This is a genomic window from Psychrobacter sp. BF1, assembly GCF_019279065.1.
Classification (GTDB): Bacteria; Pseudomonadota; Gammaproteobacteria; order Pseudomonadales; family Moraxellaceae; genus Psychrobacter; species Psychrobacter urativorans.
The window spans coordinates 52,455-76,513 of the sequence record NZ_JAGYWV010000008.1 but is presented as its reverse complement, the minus strand read 5'-3'; the positions used below and the strand labels follow the sequence as shown (position 1 = coordinate 76,513).

At 42.9% G+C, this 24,059-nt stretch carries 18 protein-coding genes; 8 read left to right on the top strand and 10 right to left on the bottom strand.

Going from position 1 to position 24,059, the window contains the following annotated elements; all coding sequences use genetic code 11:
* Positions 1-294: 294 nt before the first annotated feature.
* Positions 295-1,230 carry a LysR substrate-binding domain-containing protein gene (locus KZA12_RS10255; protein ID WP_218690173.1) on the top strand — a complete coding sequence of 312 codons (936 nt, stop codon included), beginning with the start codon at positions 295-297 and terminating at the stop codon, positions 1,228-1,230.
* A gap of 105 nt (positions 1,231-1,335) precedes the next feature.
* Here KZA12_RS10255 and KZA12_RS10250 read toward each other — a convergent pair whose 3' ends face one another.
* Entirely contained in the window at positions 1,336-1,800 is a 465-nt protein-coding gene (locus tag KZA12_RS10250; RefSeq protein ID WP_201623593.1) for a universal stress protein, read from the bottom strand.
* 378 nt (positions 1,801-2,178) lie between these two features.
* On the opposite strand from KZA12_RS10250, the gene KZA12_RS10245 reads away from it, so the two are divergent.
* Together KZA12_RS10245 and KZA12_RS10240 are read left to right on the top strand one after the other, a co-directional pair.
* On the top strand, positions 2,179-5,247 hold the full coding sequence (locus KZA12_RS10245; RefSeq protein WP_218690172.1) for an insulinase family protein: 3,069 nt from the start codon (positions 2,179-2,181) through the stop codon (positions 5,245-5,247).
* Between the two features lie 265 nt (positions 5,248-5,512).
* Positions 5,513-5,956, top strand: a complete 444-nt coding sequence (locus tag KZA12_RS10240) for a hypothetical protein (protein WP_218690171.1) — start codon at positions 5,513-5,515, stop codon at positions 5,954-5,956.
* Between the two features lie 208 nt (positions 5,957-6,164).
* On the opposite strand, the gene KZA12_RS10235 is transcribed toward KZA12_RS10240, so the two are convergent.
* Complete coding sequence (locus KZA12_RS10235) at positions 6,165-6,728, bottom strand: NUDIX hydrolase (protein ID WP_201623590.1); 564 nt, start codon at positions 6,726-6,728, stop codon at positions 6,165-6,167.
* A 479-nt stretch (positions 6,729-7,207) separates the two neighbouring features.
* Here KZA12_RS10235 and KZA12_RS10230 point away from each other — a divergent pair, with 479 nt between their 5' ends.
* On the top strand, positions 7,208-7,957 hold the full coding sequence (locus KZA12_RS10230; RefSeq protein ID WP_218690170.1) for a CoA pyrophosphatase: 750 nt from the start codon (positions 7,208-7,210) through the stop codon (positions 7,955-7,957).
* 154 nt (positions 7,958-8,111) lie between these two features.
* Here the strand turns inward: KZA12_RS10230 and KZA12_RS10225 are convergent, their stop codons facing one another.
* Positions 8,112-9,461: an oxygenase MpaB family protein gene (locus KZA12_RS10225; RefSeq protein ID WP_218690169.1), complete on the bottom strand. Its 1,350-nt coding sequence runs from the start codon at positions 9,459-9,461 to the stop codon at positions 8,112-8,114.
* Positions 9,462-9,667: 206 nt separating this feature from the next.
* Entirely contained in the window at positions 9,668-10,867 is a 1,200-nt protein-coding gene (nhaA, locus tag KZA12_RS10220) for a Na+/H+ antiporter NhaA (RefSeq protein WP_201623607.1), read from the bottom strand.
* Positions 10,868-11,459: 592 nt separating this feature from the next.
* Here nhaA and KZA12_RS10215 point away from each other — a divergent pair.
* Positions 11,460-12,215 carry a TSUP family transporter gene (locus KZA12_RS10215; RefSeq protein WP_201623587.1) on the top strand — a complete coding sequence of 252 codons (756 nt, stop codon included), beginning with the start codon at positions 11,460-11,462 and terminating at the stop codon, positions 12,213-12,215.
* A gap of 109 nt (positions 12,216-12,324) precedes the next feature.
* Here the strand turns inward: KZA12_RS10215 and gltS are convergent, their stop codons facing one another.
* The 3 genes from gltS to radC form a co-directional block, all read right to left on the bottom strand.
* On the bottom strand, positions 12,325-13,596 hold the full coding sequence (gene gltS, locus KZA12_RS10210; protein ID WP_218690168.1) for a sodium/glutamate symporter: 1,272 nt from the start codon (positions 13,594-13,596) through the stop codon (positions 12,325-12,327).
* 389 nt (positions 13,597-13,985) lie between these two features.
* Entirely contained in the window at positions 13,986-16,934 is a 2,949-nt protein-coding gene (locus tag KZA12_RS10205) for an acyl-CoA dehydrogenase (protein WP_218690167.1), read from the bottom strand.
* A gap of 357 nt (positions 16,935-17,291) precedes the next feature.
* Positions 17,292-17,975, bottom strand: a complete 684-nt coding sequence (radC, locus tag KZA12_RS10200) for a DNA repair protein RadC (protein ID WP_201623584.1) — start codon at positions 17,973-17,975, stop codon at positions 17,292-17,294.
* A 153-nt stretch (positions 17,976-18,128) separates the two neighbouring features.
* Here radC and coaBC point away from each other — a divergent pair, with 153 nt between their 5' ends.
* Positions 18,129-19,517 carry a bifunctional phosphopantothenoylcysteine decarboxylase/phosphopantothenate--cysteine ligase CoaBC gene (gene coaBC / locus KZA12_RS10195; RefSeq protein ID WP_218690166.1) on the top strand — a complete coding sequence of 463 codons (1,389 nt, stop codon included), beginning with the start codon at positions 18,129-18,131 and terminating at the stop codon, positions 19,515-19,517.
* Between the two features lie 252 nt (positions 19,518-19,769).
* Here the strand turns inward: coaBC and KZA12_RS10190 are convergent, their stop codons facing one another.
* The 3 genes from KZA12_RS10190 to KZA12_RS10180 form a co-directional block, all read right to left on the bottom strand.
* Entirely contained in the window at positions 19,770-19,976 is a 207-nt protein-coding gene (locus KZA12_RS10190; RefSeq protein ID WP_201623582.1) for a DUF2905 domain-containing protein, read from the bottom strand.
* A gap of 49 nt (positions 19,977-20,025) precedes the next feature.
* The gene (locus tag KZA12_RS10185; protein ID WP_218690165.1) at positions 20,026-20,943 is read right to left on the bottom strand and encodes a histone deacetylase; all 918 of its coding nucleotides are present in this window, start codon (positions 20,941-20,943) and stop codon (positions 20,026-20,028) included.
* Positions 20,944-21,210: 267 nt separating this feature from the next.
* Positions 21,211-22,284, bottom strand: coding sequence for a hypothetical protein (locus tag KZA12_RS10180; protein WP_227677289.1), 1,074 nt, complete (start codon positions 22,282-22,284; stop codon positions 21,211-21,213).
* A 122-nt stretch (positions 22,285-22,406) separates the two neighbouring features.
* Between KZA12_RS10180 and ccmA the strand changes: the two genes are divergently transcribed.
* Positions 22,407-23,051, top strand: a complete 645-nt coding sequence (gene ccmA / locus KZA12_RS10175; protein WP_256932925.1) for a heme ABC exporter ATP-binding protein CcmA — start codon at positions 22,407-22,409, stop codon at positions 23,049-23,051.
* 154 nt (positions 23,052-23,205) lie between these two features.
* Entirely contained in the window at positions 23,206-23,862 is a 657-nt protein-coding gene (locus tag KZA12_RS10170; RefSeq protein WP_218690204.1) for a heme exporter protein CcmB, read from the top strand.
* The last annotated feature ends 197 nt before the right edge of the window (positions 23,863-24,059 follow it).

Below are 24,059 nucleotides of genomic sequence, written 5' to 3'. Positions count from 1 at the left end.
CGCGTAGGCTGTGGCTTTAGCCCAGCAAACAGTAATGTAATATCGCAATAGGGAAAAATAACACCACGATTAACGGAATATAAAATAGTAAATGAGCTGTTTATTCCTAGAAGATATAAATAAAAATGCTGGGCTAAAAGCAGCAGCCTACGAAATAGCTAGCTTAGCTAAGAAAGTCGTGTAGGTTTACGAAACGCACCTCATTATTTGTTAACGTTAATTTTTTTATTTGTGAGAGAATAATTCAGCACTTTTTTATGATAAACAAACGCAAAGATAAAAAAGAGAAGCCAAATGCAAACTATAGCGCAAACCTTACCGAAAATTACGCTAAAACAGCTAGCAGTATTTGTCAGTATTTATCAAACCGGTAGCACTAGTCGTGCCAGTGAGCAGCTGCATTTATCGCAGTCGGCGGTTAGTAGCGCTTTGAGCGAACTTGAATCTCGCATGCAAATGCCCTTGTTTGAGCGAGTAGGGCGCCGCTTGAATCAACACCCTAATGCGCATGCCGTTTATGTGCAAGCTCAAGCTATATTGGGTCAAGCCGTGACCCTTGAGCACTATCATAAACACCAAGCTGGGCAGATTCATATTGGAGCAAGTACCACTATCGGTAATTATGTATTGCCACCGCTACTAGCTAAGCTGTATCAAGTATTACCTAATGCCAATGTCAACATGTACATAGCCAATACTCAAGAGGTGGTCAGCGAAATTGAGCAACTCAATATAGATATTGCCTTAGTCGAAGGCATGCCGCGCCCTATAGACAGTAAAGTCATTGAGAAGCGTGCTTGGCGAACCGATACGCTCATATTATTTGCTAAGCGTGATAGCAAATGGTTGGCTGATCTGACAGCTTATGATCAGGGCGAAAACTGCTATCGGCTGACTATTGAGCAATTAGCCCAGCTGCCATTGTTAGTTCGAGAGCCGGGTTCAGGGACTCGGCAAATTATAGATGAGCAGCTATTACAACACCTGCCCAACGCTGAAGTAATCATGGCGATTCAGCAGTCAGAAGCCATCAAGCATATGGTCAGCGCTGATATTGGTTTAGGCTGTCTATCGCAACATGTCATCGAGACCGAGTTAGCTTGCGGTAAGTTAGTACCAGTCAAAGTAGCTGGCATAGATTTGGCGCGCAGTTGGTGGTTAGTTTGGCATAAAGCTCGTCACCAAAGCGCTATTTGGCAGACCTTTATTGATATCATTCAGGCTAATTAAACTTAGAAATAGCTCAAACACAGCCATTAAAAAAGCGCCGCATAGATAAGATTCTATAGGGCGCTTTTTTAGGGCTTTGATACTGGGCTTTAATTCTGGGCTTAGCTATTTTTTCGTTACTTGTTTATTAAGTCTGACTACTAAGCTGTCACAAGGTACGTTGGGTAAGATATTATCCGCTGTAGCGCCACTGATCCAAGCGGCTATACCATGACGCTCATGGCGACCGATGACTAATAAGTCTACGTCGTTTTTTTCGCAATAAGTGACGATGCCTTCACTGTTGGAGATGGCAGTAGTGACTTCTGAGTTTACCGCATTTAGTTCATTACGCTCTAAGAACTGTGCCAGCTTTGCTCGCGCTTCTTGACAGCGTTCATCATCAATCTCATCGTATAGACTAGAGGCGGGCACTAGCTCATAGCCAAAGCCGACCATAGTATCTTTGACAATATGCAATACTGACAGCTTAGAACCTGGACGATTAACCACGATATGCTTAGCTTTTTGAGCTACGATATCAGCATCAGGTAATAAGTCGGTGACTAGTAATATATGTTGATAACTCATGAGTGTACTCCTCTTAGCAAGTACCCTTAACTATAACACTAGTAATGGCTGCTGTTAAGTAGCTACAGCAGCTTTGCTAGTGCTGGGATCAATTCTATCTATTGATAAATTCATTAATAATCTATAAGTAGTTAAATAGGTTTTGTATATCCTGTAGCGTCGTACCTTGTAGCTTAGTGCCTTGACTTCTAACTAAGCCAACCCCATCTAACAGCGTTAGGCAATTTCTATTTTTACTTTAGCCAATCGATATAAGCCTTAGAATATAGGCTTGCCACCATAAGCCGAAAATATCTCCACTGACAGTTATCCATAATATTTTTATAAAATTATTTTCATTTATTTGCCGCTATTGAACGGCACGCCAAAAGGACTATTATGACTGATACCGCATTTAGCGCTGACTTAACCTTGCACCCTGCATTTGAGCTGCTTGAGCACCGCCATATTGAGGCACTATCGATGGATGTGCTGATCAGTCAGCATGTGCAGACTGGGGCAATGCACTATCATCTGGCCCATCCTAGTGATGAGAATGCGTTTTTAGTTGGCTTTCGTACTCAGCCGATGGACTCCAAAGGCGAAGCTCATGTATTGGAGCACGTGGCTTTATGTGGCTCTGAAAAATTCCCAGTACGTGATCCGTTCTTTTCGATGATCAAGCGCTCGCTCAATACTTTTATGAATGCGATGACGGCTGCTGATTGGACCGCATATCCGTATGCCACTCAGAATAAAAACGACTACTTTAACTTATTAGCTGTCTATCTTGATGCTTCGTTTTTCCCTAATATTCATCCGTTAGATTTTGCCCAAGAAGGCATTCGCGTGGAGTTAGATAGCGATGACAAGCCACAGTTCAAAGGTATTGTCTTCAATGAGATGAAAGGCGCAATGAGTGATGAGGTTGATCAGCTTTATCATGCGGTTGCCCATCATTTATTCCCGACTACCACTTATCATTATAATTCAGGCGGTGATCCTGCTGATATTCCAGACTTAACTCATAACGAGTTGGTTGAGTTTCATCAGAGCCATTATCATCCTTCTAACAGTGTGATAATGAGCTTTGGTAATATTCCAGTAGCGCAAACGCAAGCAAAAATGCATGAAGATGCGTTGATTCAGTTTGAGACTGGCAAGAAGCATGTATCACGTCCAGAGCAGCGCTTCACTACGCCTGTCATTGCTACTGATACTTATACCGCTGATGAAGCTGGCCCTGATCAGACGCATCATGTTATCGCTTGGCTATTACCTTCGATTACAGATCCCAAACAGCGTTTAGCACTGCGCTTATTAGAAGGGGTATTGATTGAGCATGCTGGTTCGCCATTACGTGCGTACCTCGACAGCCATCCATTAGGTAAAGCACCAAGTCCATTATTAGGTCTTGATGATAGCCATTTCGAGATGGTGTTTTATACCGGTCTGCGTGGCTCTGAAGCTGAACATGCTGAAGCGGTCGAGCAAGGTATTATTGACTTACTAACTGAAGTGGCCAGTAAGCCTGTCGATGATGAAACAATCGAAACTATATTGCATCAAATCGAGATTGACCAGCGCCATATCGGCGGCGATAGTATGCCTTATGGACTGAACTTATTGCTTGAGGGCTTTAGTACTGCCATTCATGATGGTAATCCTCTCGACGTTTGGGAAGTGGATGAACACTTATTGTGGCTGCGTGAGCAAGTCAAAGATGAGCAGTGGTTGCCTAACTTAATCAAGACTCATCTACTCGATAATAAGCATCGGGTACGAGTAACCATGACTCCTGATAGTGAAAAAACGGCTCGTCTTGCTGCTGCTGAACAAGTGCGACTAGATACTATCGCTATGGATATGACGGCTAATGATATCGAAATTCTACGCCAACAAGCGTTAGATTTAGCTCAGCGTCAAGCGGCACCAGATGATCTAAGCTTATTACCTAAAGTCGGTCTAGAAGACGTACCTACGGATATTAGCTTTAAGCAAGGCCGTCAAAAACAAATCATGTTAAGCGGTCAACAAAGCACCCTATTTGAATATGAAGCGGGTACTAACGGTCTTTACTATTATCAAGTCATCGTACCTTTAACTGACCCTATTAATGCTGAAAATGCGGACGAGCTCCCAGCTAATGACGTGATTAATCATCCGCTGCTGCCTATTTATTTGAGCTTGTTATCAGAATTAGGCACTGACTCACTGGATGCTTATCAGTTGCAAGCTAAGCAAGCCGCACACTCCTCAGGGGTGACTGCACGAGTGAGCCAACGTACTACTATTGATGATAGCCGTGCTATTAGCAGCTACTTCGTTATGGCTACCCGAGCATTGAATCGTAAGCCTGAAGCAATCGATTTGCTCAAAGAAGTGATGGAGCATAGTGTCTTTACTGAGCATGACCGTATCAAAGAGATATTACAGTCACGTCAGGCCTCTTGGCAGTCGCGTTTATCTAGTGCCGGACACGCTTATGCGTTACAAACAGCTAGCCGTGGTATGAGTCGCCAAGCCCAGTTAGAATATGTGCGTAGCGGTCTACCTGCTCTCAATGCGCTAAAAGACTTTTTGACGCATGCTAGTAGCGATGATCAGCTTTGGGATCAATTAGCGACTAGTTTGATGGCCTTACATCAACGCTTAATCAGCTTACCTAAGCACGCCGTTATTATCTGTGAAGGTGATCAAACTGAGCGCTTAAGCAACTTAGTAGTGGAGAGCTGGAAGGAAAGTAAAGCCAGTAATCAACAAGATACAACAGCTACAAATATTGAGGCTAATATTCCAGCTGAGTTCGCCGATTTGGTTTTAGATACCGCTTTAGATGGTGAGCAAGACCCAGTCAGAGCTATCGAAAGTGGGGCAATAGTTGATGTCGAAGATCTCGCTTGGTTAGTGGCTACTAACGTTTACCATAATGCTAGTGCTTATACGGTACCTGCTGCCAACCATCCTGATACCGCAGCGTTAATGGTGCTAGCGCCTTATCTACGTAATGGCTACTTGCACAGTGCTATCCGTGAACGCGGTGGCGCTTATGGTGGGGGTGCAGGCTACGATGCCAATGCTTGCGCCTTTAAGTTCTTTAGCTATCGTGACCCGCATTGTGCGGAGACTTTTGATCATTTTGATGCCAGTATTGAATGGTTACTAAATGAGCCACAAAGCGATGAGCAGTTAGAAGAGGCTATCTTAGGTATCATCTCAGGTATGGATAAGCCTGGCTCTCCAGCTGGCGAAGCAATTAAAGCCTGTTTTGCTAATCTGCATAATCGTGGTGAGGCTTGGCAACGTAAGATGCGTGCTGCGATACTAGCAGTAACTATCGCTGACTTACAGCGTGTGGCTAAGCAGTACTTGCAAGGTCAGAAGCATGTGCGCTCGGTCCTAGCACCATACGACAAAGAGCAGCAAGTAAGCGCTTTAGGCTTTAAAGTGTGTAAAATTAAAAGCTAATATCAGCCGTTAAAGCATCACTTTCAAGCGTCATTTTCAAGCATAGCTTTTAAGAATAGCCTTTAAGCATAAAAAGCAGATAATAGTTAACTATTATCTGCTTTTATTTGTGCTATCGATAACTTAAGCTATAGTTGGCAATGCTTTCATTAAACCAGTAAGCTATTAATAGCGATAACCCAGATTATAGTTAACAAAGCAGACAGACTAATAGTGATACGCTGTACAAGGCAGGCAAGTTGACTACACAGGAGTAGCAAGCAACGTGGCAAAGCATCATCCTATGCTGATCTCTGAGCATACTCAGTCTTTTAAAAGCTTATCGGCTTATGCTATACCTTATGGCATTGGTTATATGGTGCTGCCTTATTTTTTAAGCTACTCAGGCTTTATGCTAGGTGGTTTTGTATTAACTATTTTTATAGTCATTGTACTCAATATTGCTGTCATTATCCTATTTCGCCAGCGCCAGCATAGGGGGCTTGAGAAGATAGAGTGTAGCCGTATTGCCTTAATATCGATGCTGTTGACCCTTATAATGTCTATGGCTGCATTTTATTTTAATATTATGGAGGTTCCTTGGCTACAACTAGGCGATAAAGGTATCTATCGACTCATTAGCATAGTTGGGCTAATGGCCTTTGTTATCAATTATGCAGTGATTTTTTATAGCTTATGGCTGATGCAGAGGTTTTGGCGACGCTCATAAATAATGGCGTTGTTAGACCAGTACTTTTATAATCAGCAGCTAGTAATAAACCATAAAAGCCAGCGCTGTTAGATAAGACGCTGGCTTTTATAGTTACTTCAGTTACTTCAGTTACTTCAGTTACTTCAGTTACTTCAGTTACTTCAGTTACTTCAGTTACTTCAGTTACTTCAGTTAGTTTGGTGCTAGAAACAGTTGGCAGTGCAGCTTAGTAGCGCTTAATGCTCTGATCTTTGGCGATTTGATCTTGATGAATCGGGAACTGTTCACGACTATCATACTTTTTACGATCAGCAAAATAGCTAGTCAAAGTTCGACGTACGGCTTCAAAAGCGATAGTGTCCCAAGGAATATCTTCTTCACTAAACAAGGCACAGTCTAGGCTTTCAGAGCCAATACCATAAGCGCCATCTTTTAGATCCGTCAAGTAGATAATATAAATTTGGCCGATATCTGGAATGTCATAGATACTGTATAGTTGCGGATTAGTGACTACCGCATCTGCCTCTTCAAAGCTCTCGCGTGCCGCACCTTCAGCGATAGTCTCACCGTTTTCCATAAACCCTGCTGGGATAGTCCACAAACCATACTGTGGTTCAATCGCCCGACGACATAACAATACTCTATGCTTATGCACTACCAAAGAGCCACAAATAACTTTAGGATTTTCGTAGTGAATATAGTTGCAATTGGGACATACCAAACGCGGTATATTATCAGTTGCGGGGATTTTGCGTTCAGCTTCGTGGCCGCATTCGAGACAATAGCGCATATTAACTGCCTTGTTTTGATAGAGGTAAGGGATAAGATTTTATTATTGAATGTTAACAGGCGTGCAGGTTGTTTTTAGTTAATACTATTTAGCTTAAGATAGCACAGATTTGCTAAGCATTGAGCGCTGATAAAGCTATAAACCAATTTTTGCTGCTATTATTATGCCTTATTTAGGCAAAAATAAGCGTTTATTGCTAGGCTTAGTTTTAGGGTGTAGATCCTAAATAAGTAGAAGGTTTATATTTCTATCATAAGCGTATTATAGGCAAAATGTAGCTACTCTATGCAGCACTACTGAGTTTGTAACTGATGACTGTGCAGGTTAACCGCTAGTCTAAGCATAAGGTTTAGACTATCATATAAATAGTCATAAAAACCTAGGGCAGCTCTATACAGGCCGCTTCACTCTAAGATGAGTGCTCTCTAGCAAAGACTTATCCGCTAAAATCCAGTACCGAAAAACAGAAGGTGATTCTAATGACAATCTCGCAGTATTCTGCAGATTATAATGAATTGGCAGTGGCTCTGCCAGCCTATATTCAGCAGCCAAGGCTAAGACAGCTGGCTGAGAGAATGCAGCTTGAGCTATTGGCAGCAACCGCAACAACTGCAGCATCGATGTCGCCGCAAGCTACTGACATAGCGCAAAGCGCACGTATTTTGAATACCTTATATCAGACTCCGATTGCTGACGCCTCTATCTTAGTGGCTATTACTCATGAGCTGCGCCCAAAAATACTTTTGACTCGCCGCGCTGTACATATGAATAGCCATGCTGGTGAGGTCTCCTGCGCTGGTGGTAGATACGAGATTGGGGATGGTAACAATGTGGTTACTGCTCTACGTGAAGCTTGTGAGGAGACAGCGCTACCGCCTAGTAAAGTACAGATAATCGGTCAATTACCGATACAAACTTCCAAAAGTGGGATGAGTGTGCGTCCTATCGTCGCCTTGATTGAGCCGGACTTAGTGTTGGTTCCGGAGCTTGGTGAGATATCGCGTATTTTTTGGGCAGACTTTGAGCGGCTTATTACTCAGCCAACGGTAGAATACTCTGTGCAATATCGTATCCAAGATCATCTGCCAGAGCAAATGGCTACGCTATTGACACCCAGCTGGGAAGTGGATGGAGAAACGGTTTGGGGATTGACAGGGCGAGTGCTAGCTAGTCTTTTAGAGACTGGGTTTGATCGTCAGCTTGAATGGTATTATCGTCTAAAAAACTAACAGTCAGAGCAGGCTATTAACTGCTGTCAAAGCTTATGGCTGTGATCGCTGTATTTATCTAGTAAGTACTTTGTATCTCTATACTTTATTTATCTTTGTTAGCTTGAATAGGTTTTTACCAGCTAAAATGAGCTATAACAACAGCGGCTCAAGATCATTTATAATACTCATCATTTTTCTTTAGCCACCAATTCATATTATCTTGACGCTTAGCGCGAAATTGTTCTAACTTTTGTGCAACAGTACTATTATATTGTCTGGCGGTGTCAAGAGTGAATAGAATAGGCACTGAGGACAATACCCCGTAGCGTATTTTTGATTTAGGTAAATCAAGACCGTCACCGATATCATCACCGACTAAAGTGCGCGTAACGCTAGCATTAACCATTTCTACAAAACGACCACGACGGTTGTCCTCACCCATCAGCTGGCGCGGCAAGTCATGCAAGGCTTTAGCTAGTGGCTGACCCATCTTAAAATCAAGCTGCTGAATCGACAGGTAAGTATATAACCACTCCCAACAGGCCGCCTCATTCTGTGGCAAGCGCTGCAGATCAACGCCCATCCAATAGCTGGCTAGATTCCATAAGTGCAGGATACCTTGTGCTTCCTCAGGGCTAATACGTGCCCCCAAGATACGCAGACCACGCATAATCAGTAGTGAAAACTGTAGGTGAGTGGCAATCATATCGCTCTGATTAATAGGGAGACCCCAATACTCAGTGTTCCAACTGCCATCAGCGTTATGATGTTGATAGCTATCAGAGATAACGCCATCAGCCCCAGTCAGCCTACCTTTAAGCAAGTTCTGGCGTACTAAAGTATGGATTTGACGAACTCTAATAGACTGACGCCAGCCCTCAGAACCTATAGCTAATACTTGGCCAATTGAATCTTGCTCAGCGCTGGTTGTTGCCTGTGGATGTTCAGATACTGCCAAGATATAAGCATAAGTACGCATCAATCGTGGCAGGGCATCATGCATCAGCGCACCGGTTTGGATAAGCGGTAAGGAGAGGGCAGGAATACTATAGCCGGCCATCAACGCTACGTTGCGCAATAACCAAATTAGCATCAATGGATAGCGGCGATAAGCAATAGCGCCAATCTCAGCAAGCTTAGGATCGTACCAGTCGGGGTGACGACTGAACTGTTCGGCTAGTGCCATAAACGAGGGGTTAGCATTGAGATCATCAGTAAAGCTACTAACAAAACGGCCATTACTCGCCGCTTGCTGTAAGGGCTTAGCAAAGCGCACGTCATCGCTAGCCAGTTGATCAGCAATAGGGTCACCGATATCATAACCCGCTACTATCTCTGCCAATAAATCAGCTGAAATAGTAAAATCCTTAGGAAGTAGATGACGTTTTATGCGCCGCAATACTTGCAGATCACTATGATCATCAATAGCAGTAGTGCGCCCATGACGCTGGTAACAAGAGGCGGGCTGATGATGGGTTGGGTCGTTGCAGACCTTGGCTGTGCGTTTGTTATTTATACTCATCAAGTATTCTTATCATCAAGTTTAAGTCGTTAAGCCCTAGCTGTAGTTTTTATTGATTAGCCCTAATAATTTGCGCTAATGATTGGCAATAATAATGACAACTGTCTTTCATTAATGTGAGGCTACTAAGCAGGCATAACTTCAATAAAAGCATGCTCATAGCCATCTATTACTGTAATGCAAATTCTGCAAAAACAATGTAAATATTAATGACGAGTTAAATCTACTGAGGTGTTACTGATGTCATCTTTTAGGGTCACTTTGAGCATGATATAACCTGCAATACCAGAAACGATTGAACCCATGATAATGCCTAAGCGCTCATCGAACACATAGTCGCCACCTTCGAATGCTAAGCCACCAATGAATAAGCTCATAGTGAAGCCAACACCGCATAATAAAGCGGCACCGTAGATTTGCTTAAAGTTCATACCGTTAGGCATTTTGGACACGCCCAGTTTGAATATAATCCAACAGGCGATCATAACTCCCATCTGCTTACCAATAAATAAGCCTGCGGCAATACCTAGGGGTACTGAATGGAATAAATCAGCAAAGCCGGCACCTTGTAATGAGATACCGGAGTTAGCAAAAGCGAATAAGGGCAAAATTCCATAAGAAACTGTGTTCTGTAGGTCATGCTCTAGCTCTTCTAAGGGTGAGTGCTCAGGATCAGTACGATCAAACATCGGGATAAATAGCGCTAATACCACCCCAGCTAAAGTGGCATGGATACCGGATTTGAGTACCGCAATCCACATGATAATACCGATAAGTATATAGGGAGTAATGCTAGTGACGTTACGGCGATTGAGTATGTACAAGAATGGTAGACATAAGCCAGCTACCGCTAATGAGCCTAAAGATAAGTCACTAGTATAAAATAAGGCAATGATTAAAATAGCGCCAATATCATCAAAAATAGCAATGGATACTAAGAATACTTTTAAAGAGTTAGGCACACGATTGCCTAACAAGCTTAGAATGCCGATAGCAAAGGCGATATCAGTAGCTGCTGGAATGGCCCAACCTTTCCAATATTCAGGATGATTATAGTTAAAGAGGATATAAACAATAGCTGGAAAAATCATCCCCCCTAAGGCGGCGCCTGCAGGTAAGATAATTTGCTTAACATTAGATAGCTCGCCAATGAGCACTTCACGTTTTAGCTCAAGACCCACTAAAAAAAAGAAAATCGCCATCAGACCATCATTAATCCAATGGTGAGCGTCTTTTGCAATCTCAAAAGCACCTATTTTTATAGCAACTGGGGCGTGAATAAAAGCCTCGTACCAAACATTGAGAGGGGTATTGGCAATAATCATGGCAGCAACGGCAGCCATAGCTAGAACAATGCCGCCCGCTGCTTCATATTCAAAAAATGCCTTGAACCTTCGTAGTGCCATATTATCCTCAGTTGCTAAGTATTCAATGAACCTAAGCCAACGTTTCAGCATAGGCTGATGCTTAGATCTATTGGTTTAAGTTGTGCGTAACTCTATCAATTTAAGCTGGAAAATAAGCCAAACCATAGCTATCAAGCGACCCTGTAGTAAAGACAGTAATAATGCGGCACTGATATTAGAGTATCGCTAATGATGACTCCTGGTAGGCTATCCTTATTATGAACTGGTATAAAATATTTTTCTTAAAATTTTATAGTAGCCAGCTAGCACTTTATCATGCTTTTGCTGCTATTAACGCAGCAATCTATTGCCGCTCAAATAGCGTAACATACAAAATTGCTAACCCCTAACCTCATAGAATATAAAGCGGTGCTACGATTATGTCTAGTGATAGCGCAAATATAATTAAGATAAATCTAGGCGACTTTGTCAGCTTTTTGGATTTTTTTGCCTTTTTAACTCTATAATAGAACGTTTTTATTACCTATCCCTTTTTGCCTATTTTTTATCGGCTGTTTTGTCGCGTAGATACCTAGGCCATTCATAACCAATATGCTATTGCTAGCATATGTTTCCTCACAAGGCCATTTCTATGGACTTATCGCTTTCTTTAGAAGTTATTTTAATGCTAACGGCAGTAGCTGCCCTAGCTGGTTTTATTGATGCGATTGCTGGTGGCGGTGGGCTGCTGACTATTCCGGCGATGCTATTGGCTAATATTCCGCCAGTATTAACTTTAGGCACTAATAAGCTACAAGCCGCCTCTGGGGCATTAGCGGCCTCTATTACTATGATTAAAAAAGGCGTGGTTAAGCCGCAGCGTATCAAAGTAGCCATTATTGCCGCTTTTATCGGCTCAATTATTGGTTCAATCGCAGTTCAGCTATCGCCTCCTGATTTGCTCGAAAAGCTAATACCTTTTTTGATTGCTGCTATTGGTATCTATACCTTATTTGCGCCAAAGTTAGGTGAGGCAGAAACTACCCCGCGTATCTCAGAGGGCAAATGGCAAAAAGTTGTTGCGCCACTGATTGGTTTTTATGATGGTTATATGGGACCTGGAACCGGAATGTTCTTTGCGCTAGGTAATGTAGCTTTGCGTGGTCGCCAAATTATTGAGGCCACTGGGGCCGCGAAAGTATTGAACTTATCTACTAACATTGGCTCGCTAATATTCTTCATCTTAGGCGGTAATGTACTGTGGAAAGTGGGGCTAGCGATGATGGTTGGACAAACTATCGGTGCCTATTTTGGCTCGCATATGGTGGTGAAAGGCGGTAGCAAGCTGATTCGACCCATGATTGTAGTCGTGTGTTTAGCCATGATCACTAAATATGTGTTTGGTTAACTCTTTAAAATATCTCAATAACTAAACCCATTATTTATCTACAAAATAAAACCCCCAAGCCATCATGGCTTGGGGGTTTTAAAATTAGTGAAATCGTTTTAGCCAATGATTAGAACGGTATTTTAGTAAATATCTGTAATACCGTAGCATTGATAATATCAACGAAGAAAGCGCCAACCATCGGTACAATTAAGAACGCCTTTGGCGAAGGTAAGTAGCGATCGGTGACAGCCTGCATGTTCGCAATAGCGGTCGGTGTTGCACCCATACCAAAGCCACAATGACCCGCTGCCAATACAGCAGCATCGTAATCCTTGCCCATTATTCTAGAAGTTACGAAGTAAGCATATAAGATCATAACAATGGTTTGTACTAGTAATATAATTAATACCGGACCTGCTAAATCAGTTAATTGCCATAGTTTTAGAGATAATAATGCCATCGCAAGGAATAGACTTAAAGACGCATTACCAATAACGTCAATCGCTCGGTCAAACATATCGAAGTTAAACACGATAGTAAGTGAGTTACGAATAATCACCCCAGCAGCTAGTGCCCAAACGAACGTTGGTAGCTGAAACCAAGTACCTTCAGCAACGATGGTCATGATGTCGGCAATAGCCAAAGCGGCAGCGAATAGCGCTAAAGTCTCAATAGTAGAGGAGGCAGTGATAAGACGAATGTTATCAGGCTTTTCAAACATCTCTTCTTCGCGATGATCTCCATCTTCATCATGCTTAGTGCTATATAAGGACTGCGCGCCAGCGACTTTTTCAGCTTTAGTCGGATTTGGATTAGCTGGTGCTGGTTGTAAACCAAGGTTTTTGATTAATCGGCGGGCAACAGGACCACCAACAATACCGCCAGCTACCAAACCATAGGTAGCAACTGCGATACCTAGTGTGGTTGCGCCAACAACGCCGTACTCTTCTTCTAATACTACGCCCCATGCACCTGCAGTACCATGGCCACCAGTTAGGGAAATAGAACCCGTCACTAAGCCGAGTAAAGGATCCAGTCCAAGTGCGCTTGCCATACCGACACCGACCACATCCTGTAAAACAATAAATACAGATACTACGGCGAGAAAAATTAATAATGGGGTGCCACCGGCTTTAAGCCTACCAAAATCAGCACTAAGTCCGATAGAGGCGAAGAACATCAGCATCGTCGCAGTCTGTAGACCTTGGTGAAAGTTGAAGGTATACCCCCAAAAAATATTGAGGGAATAAACAATAATTGCTGCAACTAGACCACCTACTACAGGCTCTGGTATATTAAAGTCTTCGAGTACCTTAATATTTTTAATCATAAAGCGGCCGAGTAACAGCACTAGCGTTGCAAATATCAGGGTGTAATAGCCGTTTAAGGTGATTTCCATAACTTTTTCCTCTCTATATACACCTATCAAGCTAAATTTAGAATAATCCTAGTCTTGTCCTAAATTTAGCTTGATTGTAAGTGGTTTAATAAGCTTCTCAGAAGCTAATCAATAGTTGTGTGTGAATTACGCAATAGTTATTAGCTGGCATGACGTTCAGTACTAAAAGCAAAGATTTGCACTTGGCGCATTTTAGCAGACAATATGAAATAATGGTTAGGGGCACTGCAAGATTTTTTTATCAATGTCATTTATTGATTAAAAACAGCAGAGTATGTGCTGATATATAAAAAAAGCAAGATTGTCGATAGCCGACAATCTTGCTTTTTACTGCTCTTTAATGGTTTTGCCATTTTTAACCGTTATCTAGCCATGGCTGTTAACTGTACCTAAGCTTGGTGATCTTCCTCGCGGCGCAAACCATCATGCCATTTTTCATTGGTTGCAGCGTCGGTGTTGTTATTATTGCTCGGTATTTGAGCAGAGGTAGGATGTTCACTGTGGTTATAACTCATGCGCTCGCTCAGTATTGATTCTGCATCACGAGTACGATGATGAAACGCTTCATTTTTAGGCTGATTAGTGCTGAAATCAGCTTGCTGAGTCACTTCTTTAACCGTACTTTGCTCGCCGACCATTTTTACATCGCCATCAGTCTCATAGCCATGATCTGGATTGGCGTCACCTGTCTGCTGTTGTATAGGCGCAGCCGCATTATTAGTAGAGCTGCCTGCGGTAGTCGTTTGCTGCGCTTGACCAGCTAGCGTAGTATTTTGCACAGTGGCATTAGTTTTTGGATGAACATTGTTTTTAAGTTGAGTTCTGTTCTTAAGTTCAGCGTAGTCAGTAAGCCTATCTACAGCGTTCTCTAAGCTATGTGGATTAAAGCGTTCTAATACTTGATCTAAATGTTCATCGAACACGTCAGTTAATAGCGAATCAAAGCGTAAAGCGTTATAACTAATGAGCTGCTCAGCCTCAGTTTCAGTGATCTCGCCACTTTGGCTGGCATGTACTACATGATCTTCAAAAGTTAAGCCCTCAAAGCTGCCTTTATGTTCAGATTTTTTGAACTTCTGCCATAAAGGTTCCATTGCCAACAGAGTCTGATAAGCGTGCTCCATGCGTCCGGTAACATCATCAGGCTCAGTATTGTAATAAACCATAGTTTTGAGGTAATCACGGAATGGATTTTCTGCAAAGTCATCCATAAAAGTATCGCCAAGCTGACATTTTAGCTCATCACTGGCTGGGGTAAAGATACGACCACTAGGAAAAGTGACAAAGCTGACTAGGGTAGCTGCTATGCGATTAGGGAAGTTAGCAAACAAAGCCATAAAAGCTTCTTGAATAGTATATAAGCTGTGCTGTAGGGCGACCTCAGCATGTAAACGTTCGGCTTTAGACTTACTGCCATGCTGATAGAACTGCAAAATAGCGGTGGCAATAAATAAATGTCCATGAATATCTGCTAGACGACCAGAGAGCATCTCTTTACGCTTAAGATCCCCTGCCAATAAACCTAAGGCCATATCAGCAGTTAGTGCAAAGCTAGCACTCAAGCGGTTGATATGCTTATAGTAGGGGCGAGTAAAGCCGTCGGCAAAGCTAGGATAATCATTGCTGCCTCCGACATAACCAGCAATAAAGGCTCTAGCGCCACGATTAAAAGTGTAGCCTAAATGTTTAAAGAATAAAGTATCGAATTCTTTTACCGCGCTGCTCTTATCTTCGCTTTGCAGCAGTTGCAGCTCGTCAAATAGATAAGGATGACAGCGCATAGCACCTTGACCAAATATCATCAATGAGCGTGTAAGAATATTAGCGCCTTCAACGGTAATAGATACGGGAATTGCTTGATAAGGAACTGCTAAGAAATTACGTGGCCCCATCTGAATAGCGCGACCACCGACTACATCCATACCGTCATTGACCAAATCACGCATAGTCTCAGTAGCATAGTATTTGGCCATAGCAGTCATCACTGAAGGGGTGCCGCCTTGGTTCAATCCACAAGTAACTAAGTGGCGAAAAGCTTCTAGCATATAAGTCTGACTGGCAATGCGACTAGTAGCATCTTGCACCCCTTCAAACTTACCTACTGAAATCTTAAACTGCTCACGAACTTTGGCAAAGGCCCCGACTGATAGATAAGTCATTTCGCTCGCTGAAGTGGATAGAGCGGGTAGAGAGATACCACGACCGACACCAAGACACTCCATTAGCATCCGCCAACCGCGACCGGCGTTCTCAACACCACCGATGATATAATCTAGTGGTATAAATACATCTGTACCATCGACTATACCATTCATAAAAGGTGAGCCACTAGGGCTATGGCGTGGTCCAGTGATTACCCCTTCGTGGTTAGCTGGGACTAGAGCACAAGTAATACCATAATCAGTTTTATTGATATCTCCTAACAGCGCTTCAGGGTCATACATCTTAAAGGCAAGACCGACTACAGTAGCGATAGGCGCTAAGGTGATCCAGCGTTTAGAAAAATTCATCCGCAGTCCGAGTACTTCCTCACCTTCGTGCATCCCATAACAGACCACACCAGTATCAGGAATGGCACCAGCGTCAGATCCGGCTTCTGGTCCTGTAAGACCAAAACAAGGGACTTCATCACCTATCGCTAATCCCGGTAACCAGCGCTGCTTTTGTGCCTCAGTACCATAGTGCATCAACAGCTCGCCAGGCCCTAAAGAGTTGGGAACCATACAAGTGACGGCAGCAGTTGGCGAGCGTGAGGCAATCTTACTCATCACTCGGCTCTGGGCATAAGAAGTAAAGGCTAGACCACCATATTCTTTAGGAATAATCAAACCTAAGAAGCCGTTGGCTTTTATAAACTGCCAAGCTTCTTGCGATAGCTCTTTATCTTGGTGTTGGATTTGCCACTCATCGAGCATAGTGCATAAAGTTTCCACTTCATTATCGAGGAAGCTTTGCTCTTCTTCTGAGAGTTGCGGGTAAGGATACGCAGCAAAAGTATTCCAGTCGGGCGCACCCATAAATAGCTCTTTTTCCCACCAGCTAGTACCCGCATCGAGGGCTTCGCGTTCAGTATCACTCATACTCGGCATCGCATTGCCTAAGGCCTTGTATACTGGCTTAGTGAGCAAAGATTGGCGCAGAGGTGTGATCAATAGAACTATACACAATAGCGCAATAGGGATCCCTAATATTAGCGACCATGGACTAATAATGGCGGCGATTACTACTGTGACTAGCGCTACGATACTGCCAGTGACTCTGGATAGCGACAGCAAAAAGATGGCCAAAACGACGGCTAACTGGATGATTACTGCCAAAATAAATAAGCCAATCGCCATGACGATCTCCTTAGCAAAACTTAGTTAGTTATGAATGTTAAATGAGTTATTTATAGTGGTTTATTTACAATGATTTATTAGCTTATAAAACCCGCTAATAGCTATTGGCTGATCAATAGCTGACTATAGACTAATGGCTATCAAAATAATACTTTACTAAGACAAAATACTGATAAATATGTCTACTACTATGAAACTAGTTGAGCTAACTAGCAATAGTGAAAATGCTACCCTGTGTCGAAAATGTGTATCAACTCTACTAGCTATATTATAACTACAATACCTATCTGACTTTATTATTTGTCTTCATCAGCAGTTGCTCATTATTAGTAGTCAATACAGCTGGGTCAATACATATTAGTCAAAAGGTGGCAAGCTGCTCTCGGCATAAGATAAAGTATTATTACGTCCAACAATAATATGGTCAATCAATGATAGATCGATTAGATCACAAGCTTTTTTTAATTCGTGAGTTAATAAGTTGTCAGCAATGGAGGGCTGAGCATTAGTATGAGGGTGATTATGAGCGATAATCAGCTGACTGGCAGCATGATTCAGAGCATGGCGCAATACATGTTTGATACAGACTGAGCAGGAGGATAGGCCGCCAGTAAATAGAATCTCAAAGTTCAGTAAATTCAAGGTATTATCTAAACATAATACTGCAAATACTTCACGAGACTCACTACGCAATTGAGTGCTAATATAGTCTTTGACTGCTGATGAACGTCCAAGGGCTTGACCGGTCTTGAGCTGACTATCGAGATAACGAGTACCCATCTCAAGCGAAGCTAACATTTGCGCATATTTAGCAGGACCAATGCCATGACAGGCGAGCACACTTTCTTTGGGCGCTGCTAATAGCTCAGCTAAAGTGCCAAACTGTTGGATCAAATGGCGGGCTAATTCGATAGCGGATTGCGCTTGAGTGCCAGTACGCAAAAATATAGCTAGTATTTCCGCATCAGTAAGATGAGGCGCCCCAAATTTTAATAGCTTTTCACGTGGTCGATCATCCTCATGCCAGTCTTTGATGGCCATTATCATCCCTTAGTTATAGAAAAAATGCACCGTCTTAGTAGATAAATGCGTAAAACCTTACCTAACTTATCTCATAATTGTTACTATAAGCGCAATTTTATCTTTCCCTCTTTTTTCTATTACTCTTCTATTAATTATAGTTATGTCACGCTTATGAAAAACATTGTGCTCGCTATCACAGGCGGTATTGCCGCTTATAAATCTGCTATCTTTGCTCGCCTTTTGATTAAGGCCGGGTTTGAGGTGCGCGTCATTATGACTACTGGTGCGCAGGCTTTTATCACCCCGCTAACTTTGCAAGCTTTGACTGGCAACGAAGTCCACACTTCTTTGTTGGACGAGCAAGCGGAAGCAGGTATGGGACATATCGAACTGGCTAAGTGGGCAGACTTAATTATCATAGCGCCAGCTTCGGCCAACACTTTAGCGCGTTTAGCGATGGGCATGGCAGATGATTTGCTAACCACCGTCTGTTTAGCGACCACCGCCCCAGTGATTATTGCTCCAGCGATGAACCAGCAGATGTGGGCGCATCCAGCGGTTAATCTAAACGTGCAGACGCTACGTGACATGAACTATTACCTTATCGATCCGGCTAGTGGTGAGCAGGCGTGTGGTGACGTAGGAGCAGGGCGCTTACCTGAGCCTGAACAGCTACTGGACGCAGTACGTTTGTTTTGCGCGCAGCAAACCACCGCCCAGTTACTGGCAGACAAAACAGTAGTGATTACCGCAGGGCCTACTGTCGAAGCTATCGATCCAGTGCGCTATTTATCTAATCATTCTTCTGGAAAGATGGGCTTTGCATTAGCCCGTGCTTGTGTTGAGGCAGGAGCACAAGTGATCTTAATCGTTGGTGGTAAAGTGGCTCTACCGACCCCGCTGGGCGTTACGCGTATTGATGTATTGTCCGCCGAAGATATGCTTATTGCTGCGCAGCAATGTGTCGATGGCAGCCATGTGTCTATGCAGGCTATGGATACTATCAGCTCTCATAATGGTGATAGCCATGAGCATTCTCATCAACATGACCATTTTCACCAAGACGGTAGCTGCGATTGCCATCATGAGCATGAGTACGAGCAGTCAGATACCCATACTCCAGTAGCCACTGAACTGCAAAGCTTAGCTGCTGATATTTTTATCTCCACAGCAGCTGTTGCTGATTACCGTACTGAAGAAGCCGCGCCGCAAAAAATCAAAAAGACCCAACAGTCTATGAGTCTAAATTTGGTCAAAAACCCTGATATTTTAGCGACTATCTCTTTGGCACATCCACAACTATTCGTAGTGGGCTTTGCCGCTGAAACGCAAGATGTTGAGCGTTATGCTCGTGGTAAGTTGGTGGCTAAAGATTTGGATCTAATCGCTTGTAATGATGTATCGCGCAAAGATATTGGTTTTGCTAGTGATGACAATGCTATGCAAGTATTTTTTGCTAAGCGCTATGAGCATGAGGCAGTAACCCTTGAAAAAGCTAGCAAAGATAAAATAGCGCAGCAATTGGCTACTATTATTGGCGAGACCCTACGTCAACGTTAAATCAATTAAGCGGCTAATAATAGGGCCGACAGTGCTAACACTGAAAAGGCATTATTGATGTTTATATTTGCATTTTCCTGTTTATCACGGGGTATTAGCGAGCTGGCAGGGAATAACAGCGTTGTTATAGTAAGAGGATACTTATGATGCCATGCAAGCGTTGTTTAGCTTGCATGGCATTGTTGAAATCTTAGCCAGTAGTGGCATAGCAATTAGCAATCACCGTATAGAGTGGACTCTACGGCTAGTAATTTACCGTTTAAACAAATTTAACAGTATGCTGGCAACTATACTTATCACTATCATAGTGACGATTGGGAAGTAAACCCTAGTATTGCCTGATTTGTATTTAATATCTCCTGGCATATTGCCTAACCACGAAAATGCGCTGGGAAATACTAGCCAAATGCAGCCTATAACTAACAATAAAACACCTAGGGCAATCAATATTTTTGCCATATAGAAACCCTCTCATTAAGTTATAAAACTATTAATATTTCGAGACGCCCTAATCGGCAGCCTCACCAAAATAAAGGCGCTGGGCAATACGAAAAGTATTGCAATGCGCTTCAACCACATCTTCAATATTCTCTGAATAGCCGCCACCCATGACGATAGCTACTGGAATATTAGCGGCTTTTGCTTGGCGTAACACATACTCATCACGTGCCATACAGCCTTGTTGGGTTAATCCTAGCTTACCCAATTTATCAGTAGCTAACACATCGACCGCAGACTGATAAAAAATAATATCCGGTGCGACGTCTTTTATCAAGCGTGGCAAAGTCTCTGCTAAAATTTCCAAATATTCTTCATCAGCAGTATCATTTTCCAGCTCAATATCTAGATCAGATATCTGCTTACGAAATGGATAATTTTTGGCACCATGAATACTAAAGATGAACACCCGCGGCTCGTTTGCCATAATACTGGCATTGCCGTTACCTTGATGGACATCCAAATCTACTACTAGTATTTTTTGTGCCTGCCCGCGATTCAATAATAAATTGCTGGCGATACAGACATCGTTGAACACACAAAATCCTTCACCATGATCAGCAAAAGCATGATGAGTACCGCCTGCGACATTCATGGCTACCCCATATTGTTGGGCATATAAGGCACATTCATAAGTTGCATGAGCAATATATCGTCCACGATCTACTAAGCTGGGGGTCATCTCAAAGCCAATCGGTCGCGCTTCTTTTGTACTCAAGGTTTGGGTTTTTAGTTTGTACCAATATTCAGCAGTATGAGTCGTCAAAATCTCATCTTCGGACAAGCGTTTGGGGGCGAAGAAGTTAGCGCTAGTGATGGTTCCTTCCGCTAGCAGCCGCTCTGGAATCATAGTGTACTTTTGCATCGGAAAACGATGCTTTTCAGGTACTGCATAACGAAAAACGTCAGAGTAGGCAATTTTTAACATAATTTTGGTCTGTCATTTTAAGAGCGCTGGCTAATAATGGGCTCTAGGAAGAAATTTATTTTAATACCAGTTCACTAGCCAGATAAAGTAACTAGCCAGATAAAGCGCCCTTATCCGGCGCTTATTGTTTTTTAGTATAACTAAAAAAATATTTGGGCCTAAGCTTGTTTACTACCGCTCAAATGCTCTGGGGCGATACTGAGTATAATGGCATGGCTTACGGCGAAAATAGCTTTTTAGCTAATCGATAAAGCTTTAACCGTAGTGTCAGCTGTAAAAACTAAAACTGTCTTTAATGGTCGGCTGATTATAAAAGGCTTGTAGCATTTCTCTAATATGGGCACTGACCCAAGGGCTATTGATAGCGTCTTGTGCTAACGGAAGCAGGGCAGTGCTCAATTGTGTCACTGCTAGCTCATCGACATTTAAACTATTCGCTAAGCTGGCAAAAGTATCAGCTTGATGGTTGCCATACCAAGTCGCGACTCCAGCACTGATTAGACTACGCAAATAAGGTGAGACTCTTAAGCGCTCATAGCTCTGCTGGACACTAGCTTCAATATGATGAATGCTTCCAGTGTCAGGATCGGCGTTCAAATATGTCTGAATATGGCTGACTGGTTGATCCTTGATACGCGCCCATCCGCTAGTCAACAGACGAGCTACCTCTTGGTTGGATAGATGTTGTTGAGCGTTGACTTCTGCACGGCGAGCTAAATCTTTGATATTACGATTGAGATAAGTTTGCAGCTTTTCATCCAAACTACGATTGGTGGCTTTTTCAAAAGAGCTGCGGCCCATTTTCATCAATTTACCAACGCCACCCGCTTTTTCCAAAGTACTTTCCATAAAGTCATTGATAGCATGATAGAGCGTTTGGGTCAGTAAATCAGCAAAGGTATCGTTCCCTATCAAGGTATGGATGAGCATAGTGCGCTGCTGTTCATGACTACCAATATAATTAGCCAAGGTATCGATTTGGCTATCTTCAATCAGCTCAGACAACGGCACAGTATCATTAGCCGGATGATAAATAACTTGCTGCAAAATATCACGAATATCAGCACGCATAACTACACTCATTGATTGGCCCAATAGCCAGTCGTTGATTAAGTGTTGTATATCCTCGCAATGCAGATAATGACTGATTGGTTGCTCACCAAGCCACTGCCAAGCTTGTAGTGCTAAAGGCTGAGCTTGTTGATGTAACCAGTGCTGCATAAAGGCTACTTGCGCTTCAATGAGCTGATCGGTATTTAAGGGCTTTACAGAAGCAGCCGTCATAGAGTCTTGGCTGTCTTTTAGGGTCAGGTCTTGAGTATCTTTTAAGGTCATAGTCATCGACAATTTGTTATACTGTATGTGATAGTGAGCATAGCCTATTATGCCATCAAGATAGTATCTTTTTATGGTGAATATTTATTGCTCGCTCAAGTAAAATATAAGAGGTTTAGATAACTGTAATGTCTCTATCTGCAATGGTCATTAGTGCGCCATCCATACTACAGTTTGAGCAGTTGACCGTTCAGCGTGGGGAAATTCCTTTGTGTGAGCAAGTCAAATTATGCTTAACGACTGGTAATATCTGTCATTTAATCGGTGCAAATGGTACGGGTAAAACGACCTTGCTGATGCAGCTGGCAGGCCTATTGCCAGTATTAATAGGCAAGGTCAGTTATCTAGGATTAGCAGGACTACCAGTGCAGCCTTTATACGTTTCGCACCAGTTGGGTATCAACTCAAGCTTGACCGTGGCACAAAACTTGACGTTCTTGCTGAATTTATATGGTATCAGCCCTAGCAATGCTGATATTGACGAGGCTCTAGCTTGGGTCGGGCTACAAGGCTTTGAAACTATTAGTTCAAGCCATTTGTCAGCCGGTCAAACCCGGCGCATTACTCTAGCTCGATTGTATCTATTGACTCCAGCAATCACCCCCTTATGGTTGCTCGATGAACCTTTTACGGCGCTTGATGTCGATATGGTGATCCGAATGGAGACTCGGCTACGTGAGTTTGCCGATGCAGGCGGAGCGATACTGATGACTAGCCATCAACCTGTAGGCGTGGCAAACCAAGTACTTGATTTGACAGAGTACATGGCATGATTAGGGTGAACAGTAGCAGTCCCAAGGATAAACTATGATAGATAGCCGACTAGCAGAGAGCTCAACTGCTGATAATAGAATAACTGTGCTCAATATCGATAATATGACTGAGCTAAAAGCGGTGCAGGGTATTGAGCCGCGTAGCATTAGCTTTATGCAGCTTTGGCGTCGCGAATGGCAAGTCAAGCAGCAAGGTGCAGTGCAGTGGCTTTATCCTTTAGTACTGTTTTTGGTCATTGTTACTTTGTTTCCATTAGCAGTAGGTAGTGAGCCTGAACTACTGAAACGTCTAGCAGTGTCAGCGGTGTGGATTGCCGCCCTACTATCATTGGTGATGGGCGTTGATGGTTTGTTTAAGCCGGCGCTCGATAACGGTACTTTGGCGCAGTTAGTAGTAGCTAAAGCATCGCTGCCATTATGGGTACTCATTCGTCTAACTATTCATTGGCTATTTAGTAGCGGTATTGTGGCGTTACTGAGCTTGCTGGCAGTGCCATTGTTTCAGCTGAGTTGGTTTGAAGCGGGTATTTTGATGCTGTCTATTATAGCGGGTAGCCCTATGCTGTTGATGCTCTCAGCAGTAGCCAGTAGCTTGACCTTATCGCTAAAAAATGGGGCAGTACTAGTGCCCTTGATCGCCTTACCCATGCAGCTACCAGTACTGATTTTCGCTACTGGCACAGTAGATTTATTTGCCACTGGTCTTAATGGATTGCCTATTTTAGCTTTGCTATTAGCCGGTAGTATTATCTCAGTATTAGTAATGCCTTGGGTTATAGCGCTGACCCTAAAAATGTCATGGCTTAATTAAGGCCTGTGTATTTGTTTAACACCCTGTCACTTAGCGGAAGCATTAACATCATGGTGCAAAGCGCCAAGTTTGTTATAATGAGTGGTTAGATCATTAGGTATATATTCTGTCAGTATTTAACGCCGGCAGGTTAAGTCGATATTAGTATTAGCCGCTTAGATGGCAACTTACGATATCCTTTTTAATCACACGCTGTG